The organism is Paraburkholderia sp. BGA-UO-ETr-F21 (assembly GCF_059567925.1).
On record NZ_JCAQOY010000009.1, the window covers coordinates 1 to 24,477 of the forward strand.

At 63.7% G+C, this 24,477-nt stretch carries 22 protein-coding genes; 11 read left to right on the top strand and 11 right to left on the bottom strand.

The features are described from left to right. Positions 1-473: MFS transporter (locus AC57B1_RS08140; protein WP_496417193.1), on the top strand; the 473-nt coding region annotated here is incomplete at its 5' end. 144 nt (positions 474-617) lie between these two features. Here the strand turns inward: AC57B1_RS08140 and AC57B1_RS08145 are convergent. From AC57B1_RS08145 to AC57B1_RS08155, 3 genes are all read right to left on the bottom strand, one after another. After that, entirely contained in the window at positions 618-839 is a 222-nt protein-coding gene (locus tag AC57B1_RS08145) for a hypothetical protein (protein ID WP_095419203.1), read from the bottom strand. Between the two features lie 156 nt (positions 840-995). Continuing rightward, positions 996-2,078, bottom strand: a complete 1,083-nt coding sequence (locus AC57B1_RS08150; protein ID WP_496417194.1) for a glycosyltransferase family 2 protein — start codon at positions 2,076-2,078, stop codon at positions 996-998. Between the two features lie 212 nt (positions 2,079-2,290). Continuing rightward, on the bottom strand, positions 2,291-2,470 hold the full coding sequence (locus tag AC57B1_RS08155) for a hypothetical protein (protein ID WP_177204973.1): 180 nt from the start codon (positions 2,468-2,470) through the stop codon (positions 2,291-2,293). Positions 2,471-3,074: 604 nt separating this feature from the next. On the opposite strand from AC57B1_RS08155, the gene AC57B1_RS08160 reads away from it, so the two are divergent. The 5 genes from AC57B1_RS08160 to AC57B1_RS08180 all read left to right on the top strand — a co-directional run bounded on the left by AC57B1_RS08160 (position 3,075) and on the right by AC57B1_RS08180 (position 8,486). Then, entirely contained in the window at positions 3,075-4,106 is a 1,032-nt protein-coding gene (locus tag AC57B1_RS08160; protein ID WP_408353293.1) for an ABC transporter substrate-binding protein, read from the top strand. Between the two features lie 67 nt (positions 4,107-4,173). Continuing rightward, positions 4,174-5,220 (top strand): Rieske 2Fe-2S domain-containing protein, encoded by a 1,047-nt coding sequence (locus tag AC57B1_RS08165; RefSeq protein ID WP_408187159.1) that lies wholly within the window; start codon positions 4,174-4,176, stop codon positions 5,218-5,220. A 2-nt stretch (positions 5,221-5,222) separates the two neighbouring features. Beyond that, on the top strand, positions 5,223-6,056 hold the full coding sequence (locus AC57B1_RS08170; protein WP_496417195.1) for an ABC transporter ATP-binding protein: 834 nt from the start codon (positions 5,223-5,225) through the stop codon (positions 6,054-6,056). A 170-nt stretch (positions 6,057-6,226) separates the two neighbouring features. After that, positions 6,227-6,985 carry an ABC transporter permease gene (locus AC57B1_RS08175; protein WP_496417373.1) on the top strand — a complete coding sequence of 253 codons (759 nt, stop codon included), beginning with the start codon at positions 6,227-6,229 and terminating at the stop codon, positions 6,983-6,985. 43 nt (positions 6,986-7,028) lie between these two features. Beyond that, the gene (locus AC57B1_RS08180; protein WP_496417196.1) at positions 7,029-8,486 is read left to right on the top strand and encodes an isoxanthopterin deaminase; all 1,458 of its coding nucleotides are present in this window, start codon (positions 7,029-7,031) and stop codon (positions 8,484-8,486) included. A gap of 51 nt (positions 8,487-8,537) precedes the next feature. Here the strand turns inward: AC57B1_RS08180 and AC57B1_RS08185 are convergent, their stop codons facing one another. After that, positions 8,538-10,607 (bottom strand): hypothetical protein, encoded by a 2,070-nt coding sequence (locus AC57B1_RS08185; protein ID WP_496417197.1) that lies wholly within the window; start codon positions 10,605-10,607, stop codon positions 8,538-8,540. A 515-nt stretch (positions 10,608-11,122) separates the two neighbouring features. Here AC57B1_RS08185 and AC57B1_RS08190 point away from each other — a divergent pair. Next, on the top strand, positions 11,123-11,374 hold the full coding sequence (locus AC57B1_RS08190) for a DUF1488 family protein (RefSeq protein ID WP_091800441.1): 252 nt from the start codon (positions 11,123-11,125) through the stop codon (positions 11,372-11,374). Between the two features lie 40 nt (positions 11,375-11,414). Here the strand turns inward: AC57B1_RS08190 and AC57B1_RS08195 are convergent, their stop codons facing one another. Both AC57B1_RS08195 and AC57B1_RS08200 read right to left on the bottom strand, forming a co-directional pair. Further along, entirely contained in the window at positions 11,415-12,344 is a 930-nt protein-coding gene (locus AC57B1_RS08195; RefSeq protein WP_496417198.1) for a LysR family transcriptional regulator, read from the bottom strand. A 292-nt stretch (positions 12,345-12,636) separates the two neighbouring features. Further along, complete coding sequence (locus AC57B1_RS08200; RefSeq protein WP_408353299.1) at positions 12,637-14,037, bottom strand: DHA2 family efflux MFS transporter permease subunit; 1,401 nt, start codon at positions 14,035-14,037, stop codon at positions 12,637-12,639. Between the two features lie 161 nt (positions 14,038-14,198). Here AC57B1_RS08200 and AC57B1_RS08205 point away from each other — a divergent pair, with 161 nt between their 5' ends. Beyond that, on the top strand, positions 14,199-15,059 hold the full coding sequence (locus AC57B1_RS08205) for a LysR family transcriptional regulator (RefSeq protein WP_408298161.1): 861 nt from the start codon (positions 14,199-14,201) through the stop codon (positions 15,057-15,059). Positions 15,060-15,111: 52 nt separating this feature from the next. On the opposite strand, the gene add is transcribed toward AC57B1_RS08205, so the two are convergent. Then, on the bottom strand, positions 15,112-16,209 hold the full coding sequence (gene add / locus AC57B1_RS08210) for an adenosine deaminase (protein WP_408298159.1): 1,098 nt from the start codon (positions 16,207-16,209) through the stop codon (positions 15,112-15,114). Between the two features lie 79 nt (positions 16,210-16,288). Next, positions 16,289-17,614 carry an NCS2 family permease gene (locus AC57B1_RS08215; RefSeq protein WP_091800446.1) on the bottom strand — a complete coding sequence of 442 codons (1,326 nt, stop codon included), beginning with the start codon at positions 17,612-17,614 and terminating at the stop codon, positions 16,289-16,291. 104 nt (positions 17,615-17,718) lie between these two features. Between AC57B1_RS08215 and AC57B1_RS08220 the strand changes: the two genes are divergently transcribed. Continuing rightward, the gene (locus AC57B1_RS08220; RefSeq protein WP_091793794.1) at positions 17,719-18,642 is read left to right on the top strand and encodes a LysR family transcriptional regulator; all 924 of its coding nucleotides are present in this window, start codon (positions 17,719-17,721) and stop codon (positions 18,640-18,642) included. Between the two features lie 68 nt (positions 18,643-18,710). Here AC57B1_RS08220 and AC57B1_RS08225 read toward each other — a convergent pair whose 3' ends face one another. Both AC57B1_RS08225 and AC57B1_RS08230 read right to left on the bottom strand, forming a co-directional pair. Next, complete coding sequence (locus tag AC57B1_RS08225; protein WP_496417374.1) at positions 18,711-19,745, bottom strand: nucleoside hydrolase; 1,035 nt, start codon at positions 19,743-19,745, stop codon at positions 18,711-18,713. 89 nt (positions 19,746-19,834) lie between these two features. Next, complete coding sequence (locus tag AC57B1_RS08230) at positions 19,835-20,944, bottom strand: porin (protein WP_496417199.1); 1,110 nt, start codon at positions 20,942-20,944, stop codon at positions 19,835-19,837. A 343-nt stretch (positions 20,945-21,287) separates the two neighbouring features. Between AC57B1_RS08230 and AC57B1_RS08235 the strand changes: the two genes are divergently transcribed. Both AC57B1_RS08235 and AC57B1_RS08240 read left to right on the top strand, forming a co-directional pair. Beyond that, positions 21,288-22,862, top strand: coding sequence for a methyl-accepting chemotaxis protein (locus AC57B1_RS08235; protein ID WP_496417200.1), 1,575 nt, complete (start codon positions 21,288-21,290; stop codon positions 22,860-22,862). 235 nt (positions 22,863-23,097) lie between these two features. Further along, the gene (locus AC57B1_RS08240; protein WP_496417201.1) at positions 23,098-24,147 is read left to right on the top strand and encodes an NAD(P)/FAD-dependent oxidoreductase; all 1,050 of its coding nucleotides are present in this window, start codon (positions 23,098-23,100) and stop codon (positions 24,145-24,147) included. Between the two features lie 80 nt (positions 24,148-24,227). Here AC57B1_RS08240 and AC57B1_RS08245 read toward each other — a convergent pair whose 3' ends face one another. Next, positions 24,228-24,464 (bottom strand): hypothetical protein, encoded by a 237-nt coding sequence (locus AC57B1_RS08245; RefSeq protein WP_496417202.1) that lies wholly within the window; start codon positions 24,462-24,464, stop codon positions 24,228-24,230. Between the last annotated feature and the right edge of the window lie 13 nt (positions 24,465-24,477).

The window sequence follows — 24,477 nt, forward strand, 5'->3', positions numbered from 1 at the left end:
CGGCCAGCAACGTGATGACCGCGGCGCTGTTCGTGTATATGGTGATGCAGCCGGCGTTCGGTGCATTGTCGGACCGCATCGGCCGCCGCCGTTCGATGCTGTTCTTCGGGTTTTTCGCGACTATCGGCACGGTGCCGTTGCTGCACGCGCTGAAAGACGTGACGAGCCCGTACGCGGCATTTGGTCTGGTGGTGCTGGCGCTCGCCATTGTGAGCTTCTACACGTCGATCAGCGGTCTGATCAAGGCGGAAATGTTCCCGCCTGAAGTGCGCGCGCTGGGCGTGGGGTTGTCGTATGCGGTGGCCAATGCGATCTTCGGCGGCTCGGCGGAGTATGTCGCGCTGTGGTTGAAGCAGGCGGGCAGCGAGTCCACGTTCTACTGGTACGTCACTGCGCTCTGCGCGATTGCCGGGCTCGTCTCGCTGCGTATGCGCGATCCATCGAAAGAAGGGTATTTGCGTCACGAGCCTTGAATCTGCAAGGCACCATAACGCACCATTAGGCACCATTAGGCACGACCGCAGCGGTTCGCGAGCGGCGCTCCAGGGAGGCCCGGAGCGCCGTTTTCGCGGCCTTAACGCTTTGAGCGGAAGGCGTATCGACCGCGCGGAGTACGCTCACGCCACGATGATCTCAGTGCCCAACGCGTGCAGCAGATCGCGCAGCGCTTCGGCCTGCGCCATTTTCGCGCCGCTGCGCAAGTGAATCTGCAGCGCCCGCCCGGTGATTCCGTCGACGGGTTGCGCGAGCCACAACTCCACTGCGAGCCCCAATCCTTCAGGCTGGTTGACGACGACCGGTTCGATCACACGCGGCTTGAAACAGGCACTGTCGGACATGGCGTATCGCCTCAGGTCTGGTGATGGATCACACCTATCCTAGTCAGCGTGTTGCGTGAGACCAAGCAACAAATACGCGTTTGCTTAGCAGCGGATGCTTAGCAGAAAACCCGCTTATTGCCCTCGCGCTGACCGGCGTTCAGCGCCGGCGCCGCGTTACACCGGCTCCGAATGATCGCTCGCGAACTCCGGGACCAACTCCTTGACGACGGCGGCCGGATCCACGCCCACCGCGGGCGCCGTAGCCACCGCAGCGACCGCGGCCGCCGCCACGGCCTGCTGGCGCGCGCTCAACGCGCCACGCGCGAGCATCAGAAGATGGTAGTAAAGCCGCGCGTTCAGCCCATAGCGGTACGCGAACAGATGGGCGAAGGCGACTTTGAGTCCGGCGAGCGCCTGACGGTTCTTCGCGTGAGCCGACACCACGATCGGCGCGAGACGGCGCAACGCCAATCTGCGCGACGGCTCGAGTTGCGCCGGCAGCTTCAATGCCTTGACGTACGCATACGCGCAGAGCGTCGCCGCGGCCGTCGTGCCGCGCGTGCTGTGCGAGATCGAGCTTGCCGTCTTGCGATACACGGACACGTAGTCGTGCAGGTAGAAGACCTCGCGCGCCGCGAGACACAGCTCGGTGCCGAACACGAAATCGCAGCATACGCCGTACGTGTCTTTGTAGCCGATCCGTTTCACGAGTTCGGCGTTGGCCATCCAGCCGTTGTTCGGGAACATCTGAATGAGCCCGGTTCTACCCGGCAGGGATTGCAGGCCCTCGGCAGCCTTCGAGCGTCGAAACGCGGCGTTCAGCTTCGCGCTCGCCGCGAAATCGATGGCGCCGCCATGGTCGGCTTCATACTGATCGCCGAATGCCACTTCGAGTCGCGGATGCAGCGTCCATAGCGACAGGAGTTTTTCGACGCCGTCCGTGGTGAGCAGGTCGTCGTCGTGGATCAGCAGAATCTTGTCGCCGCTCGCCCGCCTGAACAGGTTCGCGACGTTGCGCGCCTGGCCGAGGGAAGGCTGATTCCTCATATAGCGCACGCGTGGCTCGCGTGCATAACGCGTTGTGATCAACCGCTCCGTGCGCCTGTCCGCCGAGTCGTCGCCGATCAGGATTTCCAGATTGCCGTAGCTTTGCGTCAGGCACGAGTCGATGCACGTCACGAGCAGATCAGGGCGGTCGCAAGTGGGCAGACAGATGGAAACCTTGGGGTGGGTGGAGGGGGTCGAAGTGATGGACATAAGCGTCGCCTTTGTTATCTGTTGAGGGGCGGCAGCTGGTCCGCTTGACGCACACGTCGCTGCAAGCAGAAAAATAGTCCATCACACCAAAAAAATAATCGGTAAAAATAAGGAAGAAATGTTTGCCGTATGAAAGCGCGCTGAAGGGGAATATTTATGCGGCTTCGCTGAAAAAAAGCAGCAAAGCCGCTCGCCCGCCAACACGCACGATTTCAACTAACCGAGGGTTCTCCCTCGCCGGGTTTTTTGCCCGGACGGTCTGCGGGCGACTGATTGCGGCCCTCGTCGTCGCGTTCCGGCAGCTTGCTTTTCTCGTTGTCGCTGTGCACGACCGGCTGCGGATGCTCCATATCAGCCGGTTTCTGATCGCCACGCACTTTCGTTTCGCTCATGTTTCTCTCCTGATTGGATGACATGTTCGATGCAGCAAGCGGCAGGCCCGGCTCGCGATCCGGCGTGTCATTAGCGAAGCATTCGCGCCGTATCTGCACCTGGACAGTGCCGGCGCGCATCGCCCGAGTGCAGTCGTACGTCAGTGCGACGCGGCCGCCGCTGACGCATTGCGCCTGAACGCCCACTGCACGCATGGCATGCTGCTTCGCAGCAGCTGGCACAACATTCGCTTAAAGGAAAATCAGAGTAGAAGCGGCTAGCGAGCCGGCATGTCCATGCCGGTCACCGTGGGGCATTGCTCTTGGGGCGCATCGTGCGCCCACGTCGAAGCAATTCGGCGTTTGAACGGAACTGTCCGGTTCCGCCAACAAGGAGCGTGCGATGCAGTTGCCCCAAATCTTCACCCGACTGTCGTGCATCACCGCAATCACACGCGGCGAGCTGCGTTCGCTTTTGCGTTCGCTTTTGCGTTCATCCATGCCCACGCGTCGTATCGATCGAGCATGCGCGCAGCGCGGCAGTCACATCGCCCGTTCCTTGTCCGGCATTCAGCCTTGCCTTCTCACGATCCCAACTCTTTCCACATTCACACGGAGTTCAGTCATGCGCGTGTTGCATCTTCTCCCCCGCATTGCAGTGTCCGCTCGTTCGATCGCGGCCCGTGCCGCTAGCGCCGCCCTCCTGGCCGGCGCTGCGCTTGGCGTATTCGTTGCGCCGCCGGCTCACGCCGACGATCACGTCAGCCTGCTGACGAGCTGGTATGCGCAAGCCGAGCACGGCGGTTTCTATCAGGCCGTCGCGACCGGCATCTACAAGAAATACGGGCTCGACGTCACGATCAAAATGGGCGGTCCGCAGGTCAACGGCATGCAGTTGCTGGCTGGCGGGCAGGCGGACTTTCTGCTCGGCTACGACTTCCAGGTGCTCTCCAGCGTGGAAGCCGGCATTCCCGTCACCACCGTGGCCGCCGCGTTCCAGTACGACCCGCAAGGCATGATGACCCACGCCGACGTGACCAGTCTCGCCGGCCTGAAGAACAAGACGATCCTCGTCGCCGGTTCGGGCCGCACGACGTGGTGGCCGTGGCTGAAGGCGAAGTACGGCTACACCGAGGCTCAAGCGCGTCCGTACACCTTCAACCTGCAGCCGTTCTTTGCCGATCCGAACGTGGCGATGCAGGCGTATCCGTCGTCGGAAACGTTCCAGGCGGAGCAGGCTCATGCGAACGCGCACTTCTTCCTGTTCGCCGATGACGGCTATCCGCCGTACAACTCGACCATCGTCACGATGCGCGACACGATGAAAAACAAGCCGGACGTCGTGGCGCGTTTCGTGAAGGCGTCGATGGAAGGGTGGAAGAGCTATCTGAACGATCCCGCGCCGGGCAATGCGCTGATCAAGAAAGACAACCCGCAGATGAGCGACGCCCAACTCGCCTACGGCGTGGCGCAACTGAAGAAACTCAAGCTCGTAACCGGCGGCGATGCGGCCACGCAAGGCATCGGCACCATGACCGACGCGCGCTGGAAAAAGACCTTCGATTACATGGTCGACGCGAAACTGCTCAAGCCCGCTACCGACTATCACGCGGCCTACACGCTGCAATTCATTCAGAACGCGAAGGTGATGCCTTGAGGCTGGCCCTCCACGCAGACATCGCACCTCGCCCCAACGCCTGAACGCCTGAAAGAAGGAGCATCACATGCTGGTCACCCGTCAAAACGTCCTGCGCCGCTTCTGGTACGCCATCATGCCGATGGCGCAACTCGACGCCGGACCGCAGCCCTTCACCTTGCTCGGCGAGCCGATCGTGTTATGGAAAGGCGCGGGCGGCAAGCCGCACGCGTTGCGTGATCGCTGCTGTCACCGCACGGCGAAACTGTCGAAGGGATTCGTCGATAGCGACGGCAATATCGCCTGCGGCTATCACGGCTGGACCTACGACTGCTCGGGCCAATGCGTGAAGATTCCGCAGAACGGCGGCGGCGCGATTCCGTCGCGAGCCGTGGTGCCGTCATATCGCTGCGAAGAACGCTACGGCTACGCGTGGGTCGCGCTAGAGGACCCGTTGCAGCCCATCCCCGAGTTTCCCGAAGACGGTGCGCCCGGCTATCGCCGCATCCTGCAGTTTTACGAGCGTTGGGAAACGAGTCCGCTGCGCATGATGGAAAACTCGTTCGACAACTCGCATTTCAGCTTTGTGCATAAAGGCAACTTCGGCCTGTTCGACAATCCGAAACCGTCGAAGTACGAATTCCGTCCCCACGATTGGGGCTTCGAAGCCGAGACGCATGTGCCCGTGCGCAATCCGCCGGCGAGCTACCGCATCACCGGCACGACCGAGGAAGTCACCGAGCGGCATCTGATCAACCGCTGGTTCATGCCGTTCGCGCGGCGCTTTGGCTGCGTGTATCCGGCGAGCGGTATCCATCACATCATCTACAACTGCGCGACGCCGATCGACGACCGCACGCTGATGCTGTCGCAATGGCTCTATCGCAACGACACCGAAGACGCGTGTTCGACGCAGGAACTGATCGACTGGGATCGCCCGATCACCGACGAAGACCGCGACATTCTCGAAGCCACCGACTACGACGCGTGCATCGACGTGCGGCGTCAGCAGGAGTGCCATATGGAATCGGATCAGCCCGGCTTGCTGATGCGCCGCATGCTGCTCAAGCTGCTGAACGATCATGGCGAGTCCGAAGTATTTCGCGAAGTATTGCCCATTCACGTGGAGGAATGATCATGGCGGCGACTCAAGCCTTTATCGCTGACGTGGCCGCGCCGTCGCTCTCGGTGCAGCGCGTCGACAAGCGCTATGCGAACGGCACGATCGCACTGGAGGACGTGCGCCTTGCCATCGAACCCGGCGAGTTCGTTTCGCTGCTCGGCCCGTCGGGTTGCGGCAAAAGCACGCTGCTGAAAATGTTTGCCGGCATCGAAACGCCCACGCACGGCCATCTGCGCTGGTGGGGGCAAGCGTTCGAGACGGTCGGCTCGCCGGGGCGGCGCATGTCGATGGTGTTTCAGGAGGCGACGCTGATGCCGTGGGCCACGGTCGCCGACAACGTGCGCTTGCCGCTCGATCTCGCGCATGTGCCGCGGCGCGAAGCCGACGCGCGCGTGGCCGCTGCGCTCGACGGCGTGGGGCTCGCGAAATTCGGCCACGTGCTGCCGCGTGAATTGTCGGGCGGCATGCAGATGCGCGCGTCGCTGGCGCGTGCGCTCGTGACCGAGCCGGATCTGCTGCTGCTCGACGAGCCGTTCGGCGCGCTCGACGAATTCACCCGCAACCGCCTCGACAGCGATCTGCGCGCGTTGTGGCAGCGGCGTGGCATGACGGTGGTGTTCGTCACGCACAGCATTTACGAGGCGGTGTATCTGTCGAGCCGCGTGGTTGTGATGCAGGCGCGGCCGGGCCGCATCATCGCCGATGTGCCGATCGACGGTCCGCTCGAACGCGACGACGCCTATCGCGTCAGCGAGCCGTTCATGCAGCATTGCAAGACGCTCTCGGAGTTGATTACCGATGCGCATCGCGCGTCGTTGGCGAACGAAGAAACAGGAGTGCAATCATGACGGGCGAAGTGCTTGCGGGTCATTCGGGCAAGTCGGGACGCGGGGCGGCTGCCGCGTCGTCGACAGCGGCAGCTGCGGCTGCAGCGCAGGGCGCAGGGCAGCGTGCGAAATCTGCCGCGAGACCGGCTACCAGTTCCCAGCGGCAGCCATGGTTGCAACGCCCCGGCGTGATGAAAGCCATCGCGCCGTGGGTGGTCGGCGTCGTGGTGCTGGCGTGCTGGCAAGCCTGGTGCGTGGTGATGAAGGTGCCGGCGTATCTGGTGCCGTCGCCGTCGGCGATCGTGAGCGAGTTGGTGCAGGACGCGCCGCTGCTGTTCGGCAGCCTGCTCGCGACCCTGAAGATCACGCTGTTGGCGTTCGCGCTGGCCACGGTGCTGGGCGTCGTCATCGCGTTGCTGTTCGTGCAGAGTCCACTGATCGAGGCGAGCCTCTTTCCCTACGCGATCCTGTTGCAGGTCACGCCCGTCGTGGCGATCGCGCCGTTGATCATCATCTGGGTCAAGGACATGAACGTCGCGCTGGTCTTGTGCGCGACGCTGGTGGCGTTGTTCCCGATCATCTCGAACACCGTGCTCGGCTTGCGCAGCGTGAACCCCGGCTTGATCAACCTCTTCAGGATCAATCGGGCGACCCGCTGGCAGACGTTGGTGCGTTTGCGGATTCCGAGCGCGTTGCCGTATTTCTTCGGCGGCCTGCGCATTTCGAGCGGGTTGTCGCTGATCGGCGCGGTGGTGGCGGAGTTCGTCGCCGGTACGGGCGGCAGCGGCGCGGGGCTCGCCTATCAGATCTTGCAGGCGGGTTTTCAGCTGAATATTCCGCGTCTGTTCGCGGCGCTGCTGCTGATCACCGTGACGGGCGTGGTGCTGTTCGCCATCACGGCGTGGGTGTCGCGCGCGGGCTTGCGCGGCTGGCACGACAGCCAGCTTTGAATGACGCGGTCTCGAACTCAGCTTCACACTCTCGCTCGAACTCATGACGACACACGACACAACACAGCACACGACACCTGGCACGCTGATCCGCAACGCGGCGGCGATCATGACCGGCGGCCGCGGCTCGGCCGACGATCCCGCGCGCGTGAGCGGACCTGACATTCGCATTGTCGGCGACACGATCGACGCGATCGGCGCGCTCACCCCGCGGCCGGGCGAGACGATCGTCGACGCCACCGATTGCGTCGTCTATCCGGCATGGGTCAACACGCATCATCATCTGTTCCAGTCGCTGCTCAAGGGCGACACGGCGGGACTGGACGCCACGCTCACGCCGTGGCTCGCCGCGACGCCGTATCGCTTCCGGGCGCTCTTCGACGAGCGGCGCTTCCGGCTCGCGGCGCGCATCGGCCTGATCGAACTGGCGCGCTCGGGCTGCGCGACGGTGGCCGACCACAACTACGTGTACTACCCGAACATGCCCTTCGACAGTTCGGCGATTCTCTTCGAGGAGGCCGGGAAGCTCGGCTTGCGTTTCGTGTTGCTGCGCGGCGGCGCGACGCAAACGCGCCAGCTCGAGGCCGAACTGCCGACCGCGTTGCGCCCTGAAACACTGGACGCCTACATCGCCGATATCGAACGGCTCGCCACCCGTTTCCACGACGCGTCGCCGCGCGCGATGCAGCGTGTCGTGATGGCGCCGACCACCGTGCTGTATTCGATCTCGCCTGCCGAAATGCGCGCGACGGCGGCGGTGGCGCGCCGCCTCGGTCTGCGTCTGCATAGCCATCTCTCGGAGACGGTGGGCTACCAGGACAGCGCGCATGCGATGTACCGGCAATCGCCGGTTGCGTTTTGCGGCGAGCACGACTGGCTAGGCAGCGACGTCTGGTACGCGCATCTCGTCAAGGTCGATGCCGACGAGATCGCGCTGCTGGCGCAAACCGGCACGGGCGTCGCCCATTGTCCGCAGAGCAACGGGCGCCTCGGCAGCGGCATTTGTCCGGTGCGCGAAATGGCCGATGCGGGGGTGCCGGTGTCGATCGGCGTCGACGGCGCGGCGTCGAACGAAGCGGCCGACATGATCTCCGAAGTGCACATGACATGGCTCGCGCAACGCGCGCGCCGCGGCATGCTCGCGCAACCCACGTTTCGCGGCGGGAATTTCGAAGGCGGCGCGAACGCCGCGAGCGTTGCCGATGTGATTCACTGGGGCACGGCGGGTGGCGCGCGGATCATGGGCCTCGACGAAGTCGGCAGGATTGCGGTGGGTTTCGCCGCGGATCTCGCGGTGTATCGGCTCGACGACCCGCGCTATTTCGGCTTGCACGATCCGGCGATCGGGCCGGTGGCGTCGGGCGGCAGGCCATCGCTCGCGGCGCTGTTTTCTGCTGGAAAGCGCGTGGTGGCGGATGACCGGATCGACGGTGTCGATCTCAAGGAACTGGCGCGCGAGGCGAGGGCGGCTGTGCGGGAGTTGCTGGAGGAGGTGGTGTGAGGCGACACCGCCGACAGTGTGTGGTAACGCGAACCTGTCGGCTGCCGCTGACTAGTGCAGCAATTGGCTTAGTTCAAACTGCGCTATCCCGATCTGCGTCTGAAGTTGTCTTTCCATTTGCTGGTATTGGTGCCGCTGGTCGTTGAGTTGGTGGATTTGGGGCAGTAGAGTGTTCAACTCCCCTCTCAGTTTCGCCATATCATCGTTGAAGCGGGTGAGCTCCGCGCGAATGGTTTGCCTTCGATCACGGAGCTCGCGAATGCGCATGTCCACTTGCGGGTCGCGAGGCTGACCTGTGCTTTCGAGTTGTTGAAGCTGGGCGATCAGGTTGGCGCTCTCCTGTTCTGTCTGATTTTTCCGCTGCAGCAGGTCCGCCTTCCGTTGTTCCGTGGTTGTTTGAAGCCCGCGTATCTCCTCGAGCCTTCGCGCGGTCGACAGCACATCCTGCGTGACGGTTTGCAGTTGCGTTTGCAAGTGAGCCAATGTCTGATGTGCCTGCTGGATCTGGTAGGCCTTCTGCTCGTCGCCCACGGCAGTGTGTCGGTCTCTGGACTCGTTTCCGCCGCCTCGCAGGCCGACAGCGTCATGCGGCTTCCAGCTGCCGTCTGGCCGACGCTCGATCGGCACGCCCGGCTCGGCCGGTTTGTCTGGTTGCACGACGCGCCACGTCTGGTTGGCCGTGTCGTAGCGCACCGGATAGCTCTGGCCGTGATCCTGAATGTACCTCTGCCCCTTCGAATCGATCAGGACTCCGGCGTGCGCCGGGTCCGGCTGCAACGTGCCTGAAGGTTGTGCCGCGTAGCGTGATGGCAGCGCGGGCGCATCCGGCGTGTGTTGATGGTCGGATCCGGTGGGGCTTGGGTCTTTCGCCTCGCTGCCGCTGCCCGCGAAATTGCGCTCGAACATGTCCACCGAACCGGCGGGCAGCGACGGCGAAGGGTGCTCGCCGACGCCGGCGAGGTGTTCCCCTTCGGGTCCCAGACCGCCGAGCAACAGGCCGCCGATTGCCGTTCCGGCGTCGATCAGGCCCACCTGTCCACGGCTCAATCCGCCATGATCGGGAAATTCGGCATCGAGCAACCTGGTGGCCAGCCAGTCCGCGCCCGGGATCGGCGACAGGTCGGCGAACACGCGGCCAATGCCGTAGAGAATCTTGTCGGCAAGGCCGGGAATAGCCTCGCGCAGCATTTCGCGGTTTTTCCCGTCGATGTCCTTGAGCGCGCCGCCGTAGTTCTTCGCAAGATTGTCCACGTAGTCCTTGTCGGGGGCAGGTGGATTTTTCGCGGCGTCCTCGTAGGTCTGCGGCCTGTCAACGTGGCTCAGGCCCTCTCCGGGCTTGTCCATGGTCGTCAGCGCCTGGTCCTGCAAGGCCTGCATGCGACGATATATCGAAGACGTTGGATCCGTCATGCCCTGCTGGAAGGTCAGCAGATCTTGCGCGACCTGCTCAGGCGGGCGGTGACGCACCGATGATGTGGCGCGCTCCTGGCTCGAATAGCCGTCGTCGGAAAGCAGCTTCTCCATTACCGACTGGTACGGGAAGGTCTTCGCATAGGCCGGCTTGCGCGTATTGTCATCCCAGTCGGGATCGTCCGAGGTTTTCGGCAGTTGGATTTTGTCAGCCTTGTACTGCTGCGCCGCGTCGAGAATGTCGTTCACGCGGGCGGCCGATTCGTTCCATGATTTCTGAGTCGCCGCGTAGACGTCGCCAGCCTTATTGAGGATATCGCGCTGCAGGTCAGTCTTGATCTTGACGGCCTGCGCGAAATTGGCCTCGCGTTGCTGCGCTGTCGCGGCCGGTGCGCTAAATGCGCTGTACTGGTCGCGCAGCTGCTGCAAGCGTTGAGTGCCGGCGTCGCCGAGCAGCCCGGCGCCAGCCGGCATATTGAACACGGCATTCATGCGTTTGAGCGGATCGGCGCGCGTTCGCTTCAATTGGGCAATCACGTCTGTTTTGAGTTGCTGGATATCGGCGTCGCGTTGTGCGTCCGGTTCGCCGATCACGGCCTTCGCCCGCGCGGCGAAGCCCTCACGGGTTTCCTCGTCCATCTGCGCCGTAGCGGCCGCGAGACCCTCCAGACGCACCCGCGCGTTAGCGAAGCCTCGCGGGTAGCCGGTCATCAGCAGGTTCGTCGTCGATTCCTGAGCTTGCGTGACTTTCGTGTCGTTTGCGTAGTTGATCGATTGGTTGCCACCGTCATACTTGTTCAGCATGGTTTGGGCGAATTCGGCCGGCGTGGTCGTGTCTTTCGACGCCACGACTGCGGGCTTCGGGGCGACAGCGTTGTGCCGGCTCGGCAGCGTGCCGGGTGCGTTTCCGGACGGAATGCGAAAATCGGAGACGGAGTTTGTCATAGGGCATTTCGTTATGTTGAAGGGACGCTGCGTTGCAACCCATTGAGGCGGATTGCCATAACGATGAAAGCACCTCGGACAGGGCGCCGTGTGTTACCGGAGGATGACCACGCGAGCGCGACACGCGTCTGCGGTGACTGCCGTCGAGCGAAGACGCGCAAGCATTGCTGCCGCAAGGCCGATTCCAGAACAGGCTGACCTCCATACTTACAAACAAGCGCTTGACCATGCCCGTCATTCAGCGCACCGTGGACGAGAACCCTTTCTCGCGGGAGTACGAAATGTCCCTCAACTTCCCGAACCCAAGCCGCAGCTATGACGCCTCGCACCACTGCGTCAATTTCTGGGGCTATGACAATGCGCGCGAAATCGCTTTCGTCGTCACCCGTTCGGTGATTTCGAATCTGAGCCCCAGTGTGGGCGCCGACGAACCGGCCGTGCTCGCGGCGTTCGACCGGCATCGCGAGCAAATTCTGACGCTCGCTCGCGGGCTATATCTCGGCGGCCCGCAAAACCGCTATACGATTTCCTGACGCGGCGCGGCGTGCCGCGCAAACGTCGCCGAAGCGGGACTCAGGCCGCCGGTTCGCGCGGCGCGCCGCCCGTAAGCGAAACGACAAATTCGAAAAACGCACGGACCTTCGCGGGCGGATGGTGCCGCGAAGGATAGAGCGCGTACAGTGGATAAAGCTCGTCGCCCCAATCCGGAAAGAGTTCGACCAGTTTGCCGCTCGCCATGAGCGATTCGGCGCCGAGCGCGAGAATCTGCGCGACGCCCTGGCCGGCTGCGCAGGCACTATGCAAGGTGCCCACGTCGTTGACGGTCAAACGGCCTTGCGGCGTAATCACGGTCTTTTTGCGGCCGCGATGAAATTCCCAGCTGAACGGGTAGCCCGTCAGCGGATCGCGGAATTTGATGCACACATGCTTGCCGCTTTCGAGTTCGGCCGGATTCACCGGATGCCCATGCTTCTTCAGATACGACGGCGCGGCCACGGTGAGAATCCGTGTGTCCAGCAGCTTGCGGGCAATCAGCGTCGATGCCGGCGGATCGCCGAAACGGATCGCGAGATCGAAACCGTCGGCGACCATATCGCCCAACTGGTCGCGGGTGATCAGTTCGAGCTGCAGGTCGGGGTGCCGGTCGACAAACCCGCCCAGCCTCGGCCCAAGCACGAGCCGCGAAAAGAACGGATCCATGTTCACGCGCAAACGTCCGCGAACAGCGGTCGCGCCGTGCGCGGCGGATGCCGCGGCTTCTTCGAGTCCGCCCAGAAGCGGCACGATCTGTTCGTAGAAGCGCCGGCCTTCGTCGGTCAACGCGACCGAGCGCGTGGTGCGATCGAAAAGCCGGATGCCGAGCCGCGCTTCGAGCCGTGCGACCGAACGGCTGACCCCGGATTGCGACATGTCGAGCGCTTCGCCGGCGGCCGCAAAACTGCCGCAATCGACGATCGCCGTCAAGACGCCCATGCCGTTCAGCATGCGCTCGTCAAATGGCATGTGAGAGTCCTTTGTTATGCATTAATGCGTGACATGCTAACGCGAAAGTCCGTTTGAATTCACGCGCCAAAACGGGGAAACGCCGCCTGGTAAGGCGGACGAATGATGTCATGTCATGAGTGGAACGACAGCCGCGCTACCGCGTCAATCACGCGGCGGGCGTCAATCTGCATGAGCTCGTCCGATGCAACAGGAACATGCGGCTCTCGTCATGCATTGGGCATATTTGGATGGAATAGCGGACAACTCGGCGTCGCGCGTATTTTTATTGTGCGCGCCGCCGATGGTCCCGTTAGCGGCCCGCGCCTTGGGTCGCTTGCGCGCGCACGGTGCGCGAGGCAGGCGTTTCGTCGAGGTGACGAAACACCCAGGCTGACACCAGCGTGATCACGCCGACACACACGAAGGCGAGCCGGAACCCGAGCGCCGCCGATCCCACTTGCGCGGAAAAGAGATTCACGAGGCCGCCGCCGATCGAGACGCCCAGCCCGATCGCGAGCATCTGCACCATGGAAAAGAGGCTGTTGCCACTGCCGGCGTCGGCATGCGAGAGGTCTTTGAGCGTGACGCTGTTCATCGCCGCGAATTGCATGGAGTTGGACGCCCCGAACACCGCCAGAATCACGATCCCGACCACGAGCGGCGTGTCGCGCGTGATCAGTGCAAAGGCCACGATCGACGAACCGACGATCACGGTATTGACGAGCAGGAACGTGTCATAGCCATAACGGCGCACAAGCGGCGCGATCCAGCGTTTGGCGACGGTGCCGGCCAGCGCCGCGGGCAGCATCATCAGCCCCGAATGCAGCGGCGAATAGCCCAGTTGCAATTGCAGCAGCAAGGGCACGAGGAACGGTACGGCACTCGAACCGATGCGGCACACCAGGTTGCCGATCAGACCGACGCTGAAATTCGGCTCGCGAAAGAGCGAAAGCTTGAAGAGCGGATTGGCGCGGCGTTTCGCGTACGGAATGTAGGCGAGCGCGCTCACGGCGGCGAGCACGAAGAGCGCCGCCGACCAGGCCAGCCGATGCGTCGGCATGGGCGCGTCGACGGCGAGCGAAAACGCGATCATGCACAGCGACAGCAGCGCGCAGCCAATGAAGTCGAACGGCGGCGCCTGGGTTTCGCCATGCGCCGGCAGGAAGCGCTGCACCGCGTACAGCCCCATAGCGCCGATCGGCACGTTGATCAGGAAAATCCAGTGCCACGTGATCGCCTGAACGAACCAGCCGCCGAGCGTCGGCCCGGCGATCGGCCCCAGTTGTCCCGCGACCGAAATGAACGCGAGTGCCGCCACGTACTGCTCGCCCGTCACGCTGCGTAAGACCGCGAGCCGTCCGATCGGCAGCAACATCGAGCCGCCCACGCCTTGCAGCACGCGCGCCAGCACCAGCTGGCCGAGTGTATGCGCGCTCGCGCAGCAGATCGAGCCGATCACGAACAGGAGGATTGCCACGAAATAGACGCGCCGCGTGCCGAAGCGGTCGGCGAGCCAGCCGGAGGCCGGCGTGAGCATCGCCATGGTCAAGGTGTACGCGACCACGATCGGCTGCATGGCGAGTGGCGCGACGTGCAAGCTGTTTGCAATCGACGGCAACGCCGTATTGACGATCGTCGTGTCGAGCGACTGCATGAAAAAGCCGGCGGCGACGATCCACAGCAGTGCGGTCTGGGAAGAATCCTTGGTCATCTTTAACGGGCGGCGGGGCGGCGGCATGAGCGGGCGGCCGCCGGGACCGGAGCATTCGGTGGGGCGATTCCGTCATCATATTGACATCCTCGTCAATCGGGAACCCCACTAGGGGCGCTGACTGTTATCGACTTTGCCGATAAGCGAGGTGACAATGGCTCATGCTCAATCCCATCTGGCTCAAGACCTTTTCGACCGTCGCCGCGTGCCACAGCTTTACCGAGGCGGGACGGCGGCTCGACCTCACGCAATCGAGCGTCAGCGAACACATCCGAAGGCTCGAAGAGAGCGTCGGCCGGCGCCTGTTCGTGCGCGACACCCATTCGCTTGCCATGACGCCCGACGGCGAAGCCATGCTCGCGCACGCCAGCGTGATTCTGCAGGCGCTGGCGCGGGCGGAGTCGCAGTTTCGCGCGCCGCGTCTGAAAGGCCGCGTGCGGCTCGGTTCCTCGGACGATGTCGCGCTCGGCCCGCTGCCGACGGTGCTGGCGGCCTTTCGCAACGCGCATCCGGATGTCGAACTGGAAATCACCATCGGCATGACCGGCAAGCTGTACGAACTGCTCGATGCGGGGGCGATCGATCTGCTGGTCGGCAAAAGGCGGCTCGGCGACCGGCGCGGCGTGCCGCTCTTCACCGGACGGCTGGAGTGGCTGGCGCGCGCCGGCACGCTGGTCGACCTGAGCCAGCCGTTGCCGCTGATTCTGGTCGCGGAGCCGAGCGTGACGCGGGCCGTCGTGCTCGACGCGCTCGCCGAGGCCGGCTTCAGCTGGCAACTGGTGTGTACGAGCAGCAGTCACGCTGGTTGTATCGCAGCCGCGCGCGGCGGGCTCGGCATCACGGTTCGTCCGCAGTATCTCGCCGCGCGGGGGCTTGCACCGCCGCTGAATACGGCGAGTCTGCCGGTGCTGCCGTCGGTGGAATTCATCGCTCTCGCGGCAAAACGGCTCAGCCGGCCGGCGGGCACGTTGCTGCAGCTGCTGCACGACAGCGATCTGCGCGGATCATGGATCGGAGAATGAGGGCGCGCAGGCGGCGCGTGCGCGATACAACGCGCCGCTTCGCGTGTTCGGATCAGGCGGGCAGCGTGGCAGCGAGCTTGTCGAACTCCGTCGCCCACTCCGCGCGCCACGTGTTGCGCGTGGCCTCGTCGACCCACGCGCCGTCAATCCCGTTCAGCATGAATTGCCGCAGTTCCGCGACGCTGAACCCGAAGTGGCTGTACATCAACTGCCATGCTTCGCTCGGGTTCACTTTGTGCAGCGTGGGGTCGTCGGTATTCGGATGGATCTTCAGGCCGAGTTGCGGCATGCGCCGCAGCGGATGTTGTTCAGCCCACACGTCCGGGGCCAGCGTACGCAGGTAGTACGAGTTGGTCGGCACCACGGTGAAGACGATGCCCCGCGCGGCGTATTGCTCGGCCAGTTGCGGATTGTCCACGATCGTATAGCCGTGATCGATGCGGTCGCACTGCAGAAGATCGACCGCGGTTTCGACATTGCGCCACGGCATGCCGAATTCGCCCGCGTGCGCGGTGGTTTTGAAGCCAGCGTTGCGCGCGTGGCGATATGCCTTCCAGAACAGTTCCGGCGGCCGGTCGTTCTCGCGATAGTCGATGCCGAGGCCCGCCACTTCGTCGGCGCGGTTGGCGCACATCCAGTCGACCAGCGCGACGGCTTCGTCGGGATCGGCTTCGCGATCGATGCTCGGGATCAGCCGCGCGCTGATGCCGAAGTCGCGCGCGGCGTCGCGAATGGCGGTGACGATTGCCGCTTGCGCATCGGCATAGGCAATGTGCGAGACGCGCACCGTGCCGGTAGGATTCCAGAAGAATTCGCTGTGACGAACCTGATGCGCGGCGGCATCGGCGAGATATTCGTAGGCGATACGGTGCAGATCGTCCGCTTGCGTGAGCAGATGTTCGTCGAGCGCGCGCAGCACGCGCAGCACGCCGACCGGTTTTTCGCCACGCTTGTAGAAAGAATCGATTTCCTCGCGACTGAGCGGCGCATGGCTTTTTTCGGCCAGCGCGATGAACGTCTCATGACGCACCGCGCCCAGCAGGTGGCAGTGCAATTCGGCTTTCGGCAGTGCCTTGAAGAAGGCGCGATGCGCGTCGGTCAGCCCGATGTTCAGACGCGATGCGGGCACGTTACCCATTGTCTCTTTCATGTCGGTATGGTTTTCGGTAGTGCGCAAAACTCAGTGTAGTGCGAATGCAAGGTGAACTCGTGGCGCGAAGGCGCGGGGCTCAGTGCGGCTTGACCACGGTATAGAAGTAGTAGCCGAGCGGCACGGCCAGCACATACAGGCCCCACGGCACTTCGCGGAAACGTCCCGCGAGCAGTTTGACGAGGACGTAGCAGAGCAGGCCGCCTGCAATGCCGGTGCCGAAGCTGTTCGACATCAGCGTGAGCAGCACCATGGAGAGCACCGGCAGGGAGTCGGTGAAGTCGTCGAAATGCGTGTGGCGGATCGTGCTGAACATCGACAGGCCGATCAGGATCAACGCGGGCGCGGTCGCTTCTTTCGGAATCGCCAGCGCGACCGGCACGAACAGCAGCATCAGCGCGAACATGGCGGCCGCGGCGAGCGACGACAGGCCGGAGCGGCCACCCGCTTCCACACCCGCCGCCGATTCCACCAACGCGGTGAGCGCCGGAATGCCGAATACGGGGCCGAGCGTCGCGGCAATCGAATCGACCAGAAACGGCCGGTTGATATTGGGCAGATTGGCGTTTTCGTCGAGCAGATCCGCTTTGGCGCCGACGGCGAGCGTGGTGCCGAGCGTGGAAAAGAATTCGGCTGCGAAGAATACGAACAGATACGGAATGGACGCGACGCTCAGCGCGCCGGCGATATCGAGTTTGAACGCGATCGGCGCGATACTGTGTGGCCACGACAGAAACGACGCTGGCATATGCGTGACGCCGAGCGGCACGCCCGTGGCCGCCGCGATCAGGATCGCCCACAGAATGGCGCCGGGCACGCGGCGTCCTTGCAGAACGACTGCCGCGCCGAGTCCGACCAGCGCGACGAGTGTGCCTGGCCGCGAAAAGTCGCCGAGCGCGAGCGCATTGGTCTTCGCGTTGGCGATCACCATGCCCGCATTGCGAAAGCCGAGCACCGCGATGAACAAACCAATCGATGCGCCGAGCCCGAGCTTGATCTGCGCCGGAATCAGCCGCACCACCAGACTGCGCGCACCCACCAGCGTCAGGATCAGAAACAGCACGCCGGAGACGAACGCGATGCCGAGCCCCGTTTGCCACGCGACATGTTCGCCCGCGAGCGTAATGCCGAGAATCACCGAGCCGCCGATACCCGGTCCGACCAGAAACGGCAAGTTCGCGTACAGCGCCATCAGCACCGTGCTCAGCACGAATACGAGGATCGTCGCGGTGGTGGCCGCGCCGCGATCCATGCCGCCCGCGGCGAGCAGTGACGGAATCACCACCAGCAAGTACGCGGCCGCGAGAAACGAGGTGATGCCCGCGATCGTCTCGACCCGCACGCTGGTCTTGCGCGCGCCGAGCGCGAAACGCCGCCCGAGCCAGCCACCGTTTGCAAGCGACATGCCGCTCGTTGCATCGGCGCTTGAAGATTCGTTATTGATCAATTGATTCATCCTGTAACCATGCCATTTATACTGCTGCGCATTGCGTCGATGCATTGCTTTCCATGACCGACCGTTCTTCCCTGCTGCCCGCGCTCACGCTGCGGCAAATCCAGTACTTCGTCACGCTAGCGCATGCCCGCAGCTTCACGCAGGCCGCGCAGTCGCTCGCGTTGACGCAACCCGCGCTGACCGCGGCGATCCGGCAGATCGAATTCCTGCTCGGCGGGCCCTTGTTCGCGCGTTCCGCGCATCGGCTGACATTGACCCATGCCGGCGCGAGCGTCCTGCCGCTCGCGGAACGCCTGCTCAACCAGGCGCGCGGCACTTTCGACGACATGGCCAGCACCTTCGCCGAACGCGTGCAGACGGTGCGTATCGGACTGATTCCCTCGGCCGCGGCGCGCTTGCTGCCCGCGCTCTGCGCGTTGCGTGCGCAGCAACCGTCGCTGCGCTTCACGTTGAACGATATGCCGAACACCGCGTTGCTCGACGCCGTGCGCCAGGGCGCGGCCGATTTCGGCATCGGCGTGCACGAGCCCGATGCGTCCAGCCCGGACGACGACGCCGCCGCACTGCGCTACCAGGATCTGTTCGAGGATCAGATCGTCGTGGTAGTGCGGCGCGACGACCCGCTCGCGCAGAAGAAGAGCCTCGCGTGGTCGAAGCTGGTCGGCCGCGATCTCGCCGCATTCGTGCGCGGCAGCGTGAGCGAGGCGTTGCAGCGCACCGGTGGCGCGGAAGGTTTGCAACTGAACGTCGCGTACCGCGTCGAGTACACCGAGCCGTTGTACGAACTGGTGCGCAACCGCCTCGCGATCGCCGTGCTGCCGAGCCTCTACACGATGCATCTGCACGACGCGGAACTGGTCGCGTTGCGGCTCGACAAGCCGCGCGTGAGCCGTTCGATCGCGCTGATCTCGCTCGCCGGCGACGATCGCGGCCCGCATGTGCGAGCGTGTCGCGAGTGGATCGCCGCGCATATCTGACGCAGCGCGCCCGGTTCGCATCACGCCTGTCCCGACGCACACGCTTAAACGCACGCTAAACCCGAAACTCACGGCAGCGTGGCGAGCCGCGCCCGCAGCGCCGCATAGAAGCCGTCCGCGTCAACCTCGGTGATCCACGTCGCGTTCGGCTTGCGGCCGCTGTGGCCGCTCCAGTCCACGACGGTTTCGCCGAGGGTCCATTCGCCCACCGTTTCGATCATTACGTTGACTTCGCGTCCCTTGAACAGAGACTGCTCGATCAGGTAGCCGGTCGCGCAAGGGTCGTACATCGGCGCGGATTCGATACCGCGTCGGCCTTTCTGATAGGCCACTTCGGCGGCCATGATGTCGGCGGCCATGGTGCCGCAGCGATTGCCGAGCGCGCGGATCGGCGCGATGCGCGCCGGCGTGATCGGCGCTTTCACGGCCACGTCGCGCGGCAGCACCACGATCGGCACGCCGCTCGCGAACACGATTTGCGCGGCCTGCGGATCGACGTAGATGTTGAACTCGGCGGCAGGCGTAATGTTGCCGCGCTCGAAAAAAGCGCCGCCCATCAGCACGATTTCGCGGATGCCGTTGCGAATCTCCGGCGCCTCCGTGAGCGCGGTGGCGAGATTGGTCAGCGGTCCGAGCGCGCAGAGTGTCACGCTGTGCGGCGGCGCCGCGCGCAGCGTGTCGATCAGAAAGGCGACCGCATGTTGCGGCGCGAGCGGTGCAAGCGGTTCATGCAGCGGCACGCCTTCGAGTCCGGTTTTGCCATGCACGTTGGCGGCGGTGATCAGTTCGCGCGTGAGCGGCCGCGGGCAGCCCGCGTAAATCGGTAGCGAATGCGTGCGCTCGGCCCAGTCGCGCACGATACGCGCATTGCGTTCGGTGAGATCGAGCGGCACGTTGCCCGCCACTGTCGTGATCGCGCGCACGTCGAGACGCTCGCTCGCGCCGAGCGCGAACAGAATCGCAATCGCGTCGTCCTGGCCCGGATCGCAATCGATAATCACGCTGCGTCGCGTGCCGGCCTGCAATCCGGCGCTGGACGACGCGCCGTTCGCCGTATCGGCCGCACCGGATGCGCTCGCGGAACCCGCCGCGCCCGCCAGCATCGGCCAGGCTGAAGCGCCGGCCGCGAGGCCCATCGCCGTGCGAAGAAAGGCGCGGCGGTCCTGTTTCGTGTCGGAGGCGTTCATCATCGTCAGAACGCGTGGCGCATGCCGACCGTCGCGATCATCTGACGGATGCTGGTGGATTGGGCGTAGGCAAAAATCTGCGCGTGTTGCGCGTCGCCAGCCGCCTGCTGCGCGATCACCGTGAGCGCGACGTCCGTGCGCTTCGACAGGAAGTAGTCGGCCTGCAGATTCACCTGATGCCATTTGGGCCTCGTGTTGATCACGTCGTATTTGCCGTCGGTGAAGGCATACGCGGCGCCGAGAATGAAGGCGGGCGTAACGTGGTAGTTCAGGTTCAGGTTGTAGTTCTGCAAATGCAGATGCGAGTTGTCGAGATAATCGTAGCGGACATCCGTGAAGAGCGCCGCGAATTGCGCCGCCCCTATCGTATAGAAACCACCCGTGCCGAAGATGCGCTGTTTGCTCGCGTACGCGGCGGGATGCAGTGCGCTCTTCGAGAAGATCAGCAGCGACGAGGCGTAGTCGTTCGAAATCGCGCCGTCCTGGTTGGTCGCGCTGTACGGATTGTTGTACTGCGCGTACACCACGCTCCACTTCAGCGGGCCGTGCTCGTAACCCGCGCCGAAGCTGTACGCATTGTTGTTGGCGAAACCGGTCGCGTTGCTGAAACCATATTCGGCGGTGGCCTTCAGGCCGTGATAGTCGGGTGTGACGTACTTGACCGCGTTCTGCACGCGGATGTCGTTATAGCCGTTGTCGTTGTCGCCGATATTCACGCCATTGCTCGCGATGATCACGGGGCCGACATAGTCGTGCACCGTGTCGTACTGACGGCCGAAGGTCAGCGTGCCGTACTTCTTGCTGGCGAGCCCGACGAACGCCTGGCGGCCGAACAGGCGGCCGTTTTGCGACGCGGTGCCGGTCATCACGTTAAAGCCGTTCTCCAGCTGGAATATCGCGGCCATACCGCCGCCCAGATCTTCGACGCCCTTCAAACCCCAGCGCGGATTCTGATTGGTGCCGGAGAGCGCCTGCCACGCGTTCTTGCCGCCCTGGTTCGTCGCGTAGCCGACGCCCGCCGAAATCAGGCCATACAGCGTCACGCTGCTTTGCGCATGCGCGGCGCTGGAGAGCGCGCCGGCGATCGCGAGAGGGGCGAACTTGAGTAGTTTCATCGTGGTCCAGTAGCGGGAAAAGAGGGCGCCTGGCGTGAGGCGCATTTGAACTGGGCTCGACTATACGAAGACGGTCGTTATAAAAATAATGTTGTTTTTTTATAGTTACATAAATTTAATTTATTCAACTTCGTGGGCCTTGACCACCGGCGAAACGGGTGGTCACCGGCGTGTTGCGCGTTTACCGCGTTGGCCAAATATTATTTTTTCGCCAAGTCGTGGATCGTTATACTTTCCAAATACGGTTAATCTTTCCATATATGGAACATATAACCGCGTACGTGCGCGGGGGCCGTACGTCAAAAGCCAGAGCGCCAAACCAGCCAGAGCGATAAAAACCACCATGACCAGGAACTTGACCATCAACTTGCGGATCGCGATCACCATCGCGTTTCTTGGCATATTGCTGACCGCTACCGGCGTGCTCGGCATTCTCGGTATGAACGAAAGCAACGAGGCGCAGCGCGACGCTTACTCGGTTCATTTCGCCTCGGTCGTCGCGCTCGGCAAATCAGGTACGGCAATGTCGCGGGCGCGTTTCGGACTCGACTGGGCGATGAGCAACCCGCACTCGCCGCAACTGACCACGCAACTCGAGCGCGCCCGCATGCTGCTCGGCGAGTCGGACAAGTGGTGGAACACCTTTCGCGACCTGCCGAAAACGCCCGAACTGCAGCGCCTCACCGAGGATCTCGACGCGAAGCGCACCGCCGTGCGTCGCGACGGTATCGACAAACTGATCGAAGCGATCCGTACGGGCGACGCGAGCTGGATGGACGAAAGCCGCGCGAATCATCTGATCGGCCTATATACGGCAATGAACGCGAGTCAGGGTGATCTGGAGAACTATCTGAACCAGCAGGCGAGCGACGCGAACGAGCGCTCCGCCACGCTCTTTCATACGCTCCTGTACGCGAGCATCGGCAGCATTCTGGTGGGGCTCACGGTAGCGTTCATCAGTTGGCGCACGTTGCGCCGCGCGATCATGGCGCCGCTGAACGACGCGCTGCGCCAATTCGATGCGATTGCCGCCGGCGAACTGACGACCCAGGTGCCGATTCGTTCGAACGACGAAATGGCGACGCTGTTGCGCGGCGTCGCGTCGATGCAGGACAAACTCGGCGCGACCGTCACCACCGTGCGGGCCGGTTCGCATTCGATCGCCTCGTCGACGCAGCAGATCGCCGCGGGCAATCTCGATCTGTCGCAACGCACCGAGGAACAGGCCGCGTCGCTCGAAGAAACCGCGGCGGCGATGGAGCAGCTCACGTCGACCGTGCAACTGAATGCCGGGAACGCGCAGCACGCGAGCGAACTGGCGTTGCGCGCCTCGGAGATGGCCGCGCGCGGGCGCGATTCGGTCGGTAGCATGGTCGAGACGATGCGCGTGATTCACGCGGGCTCGGCGAAGATGACGGGCATCATCACCGCGATCGAAGGCATTGCCTTTCAGACCAATATCCTCGCGTTGAACGCGGCCGTGGAAGCCGCCCGCGCCGGTGAAGAAGGGCGCGGTTTCGCGGTGGTGGCGGGCGAGGTGCGCAGTCTCGCCCAGCGTTCGGCGGCGGCCGCGAAGGAAATTGGTTCGCTGATCGCGGAGTCGACCTCGCGCGTCGAGAGCGGTGCCGGGCTCGTCAACGAGGCGGGCGAGACGATGCAGGAAATCGAAGCCGCGGTCGGGCGCGTGGCGCGCCTTGTCGGCGAGATCGCGACGGCCTCGCAGGAGCAGAGCGAAGGGATCAAACAGGTGAGCCTCGCCGTCACGCAGATGGACGAGGTCACGCAGCATAACGCCGCGCTGGTCGAGGAAAGCGCGGCGACCGCGAACTCGCTCGCGGATCAGGCGCGGCAATTGAGCGAATTGACCGCGGCCTTCAAAGTCGCGAGTGATACTGCGCGGCGCGAGGCCGTTTATTAAGCGGCCTTCGGGCGGTGGGGATCGGCCAGGCTGTATTTCGAGCAGCCTTCGAGCAGGGGTGTTCGGCGAGACCGCTTTCTAAACCGCGTTTGAGCTGCGGCGTTCACGTCGGCCACGCGCGCAACGTCATCCGTATTTTGCCGCGCCGAGCACCCTTACCGATGGTAATGGCATCGTTGCCGGGCTTCGGGCGATTCTGTATGGTGGGTCATCCACTTATCCGAAGAGAGCGCGCATGACATCCGCCGCCAACCAGCCACCGTCGCCGATCCGCACCGACGTTTTGATCGTGGGCGCGGGCCCCGTCGGGCTTTTTGCCGCTTTCGAGGCAGGCGTGATCGGCCTGTCGTGCCAGATCGTCGACGGGCTCGACAAGATCGGCGGCCAATGCATCGAGCTCTATCCAGACAAGCCGATCTACGATATTCCCGCCATTGTGTCCTGCACGGCGCGTGAACTGGTCGAGCGCCTGCTTGCGCAATGCAAACCGTTCGACCCGCCGATTCATCTCGGTCAGCGGGTTGAGTCGGTCGAGCAGGGCGGCGACGGGCGCTGGACAGTCCGTACCGATCGCGGCCTCGTGTTCGATGTCGCCGCGATCCTGCTGGCAGCCGGCAACGGCGCGTTCGTGCCGCAAAAGCTGGCGCTGGCCGAAGCGGTGCCACTGGAGTCGCGTCACGTGCATTACAGCGTGCCGCGTATTGCCGATTTCACCGGCAAGACTGTGGTGGTAGCAGGAGGCGGGGACTCCGCGCTCGACTGGGCGTTGGCGCTGCGCAAGGTCGCGAGACGGGTGACGCTGGTGCATCGGCGCAGCGGTTTCAGTGCGGCGGATTCGAGTGTCGAGTCGATGCGCCGCGCGGTCGAAGCGGGCGAGATGGACTTCATGGTCGGCGCGATTGCGGGCCTCCAGGTGGAGAGCGGTGCATTGAAGTCGATCACCTTGCGGCATATCGAGGGCGAGACGCAACTCGCGGCCGAGCACATCGTCGCGCTGTATGGACTGGTTGCCGATCTCGGACCCATCGCGCAATGGGGCCTGTCGATTCACGCCGGCCGTGTCGATGTGGATACGTCGAACTATGAGAGCTCACGGCCCGGCATCTTCGCGGCTGGCGACATTGCCAATTATCCCAACAAGCAGAAGCTGATTCTGTCGGGTTTTCATGAGGCGTCGCTGGCACTGCGCAAAGCGTACGCGTACGCGTATCCGGAGAAGAAGCGCGTGCACGTCCACTCCAGTTATGACGCGAAGCTGGCGGAAAAGGTCAACGCTGCCGGTTAAATGTGCCGAGAAACTAGCGCATCGAGATCGAGCCGGCAGAGATCGGGAGAGGTCACTACCGGCTCTTTTCTACACGCCTTTCACTTCCCTGCGGATTCGCTGGCGCCGGCCGCCGCGCTGGCTTCCTTGTCCTTCTTTTTGGCCTCGTGGTGGCCGATTGCACAACCCGCCGCCGCGCCCGCCACGCCGTGATCACCCGCAACGTGGCCGGCTACGCCGCCCACCACCGCGCCTTTGGTGCAGCCTTCCGCTTGCACTGCGGTGTAAGTGAATGCCAATGTTGCCGCAAGGGCGAGGCTGGTCAATGCTCTTTTCAATTGCAACTCCTGT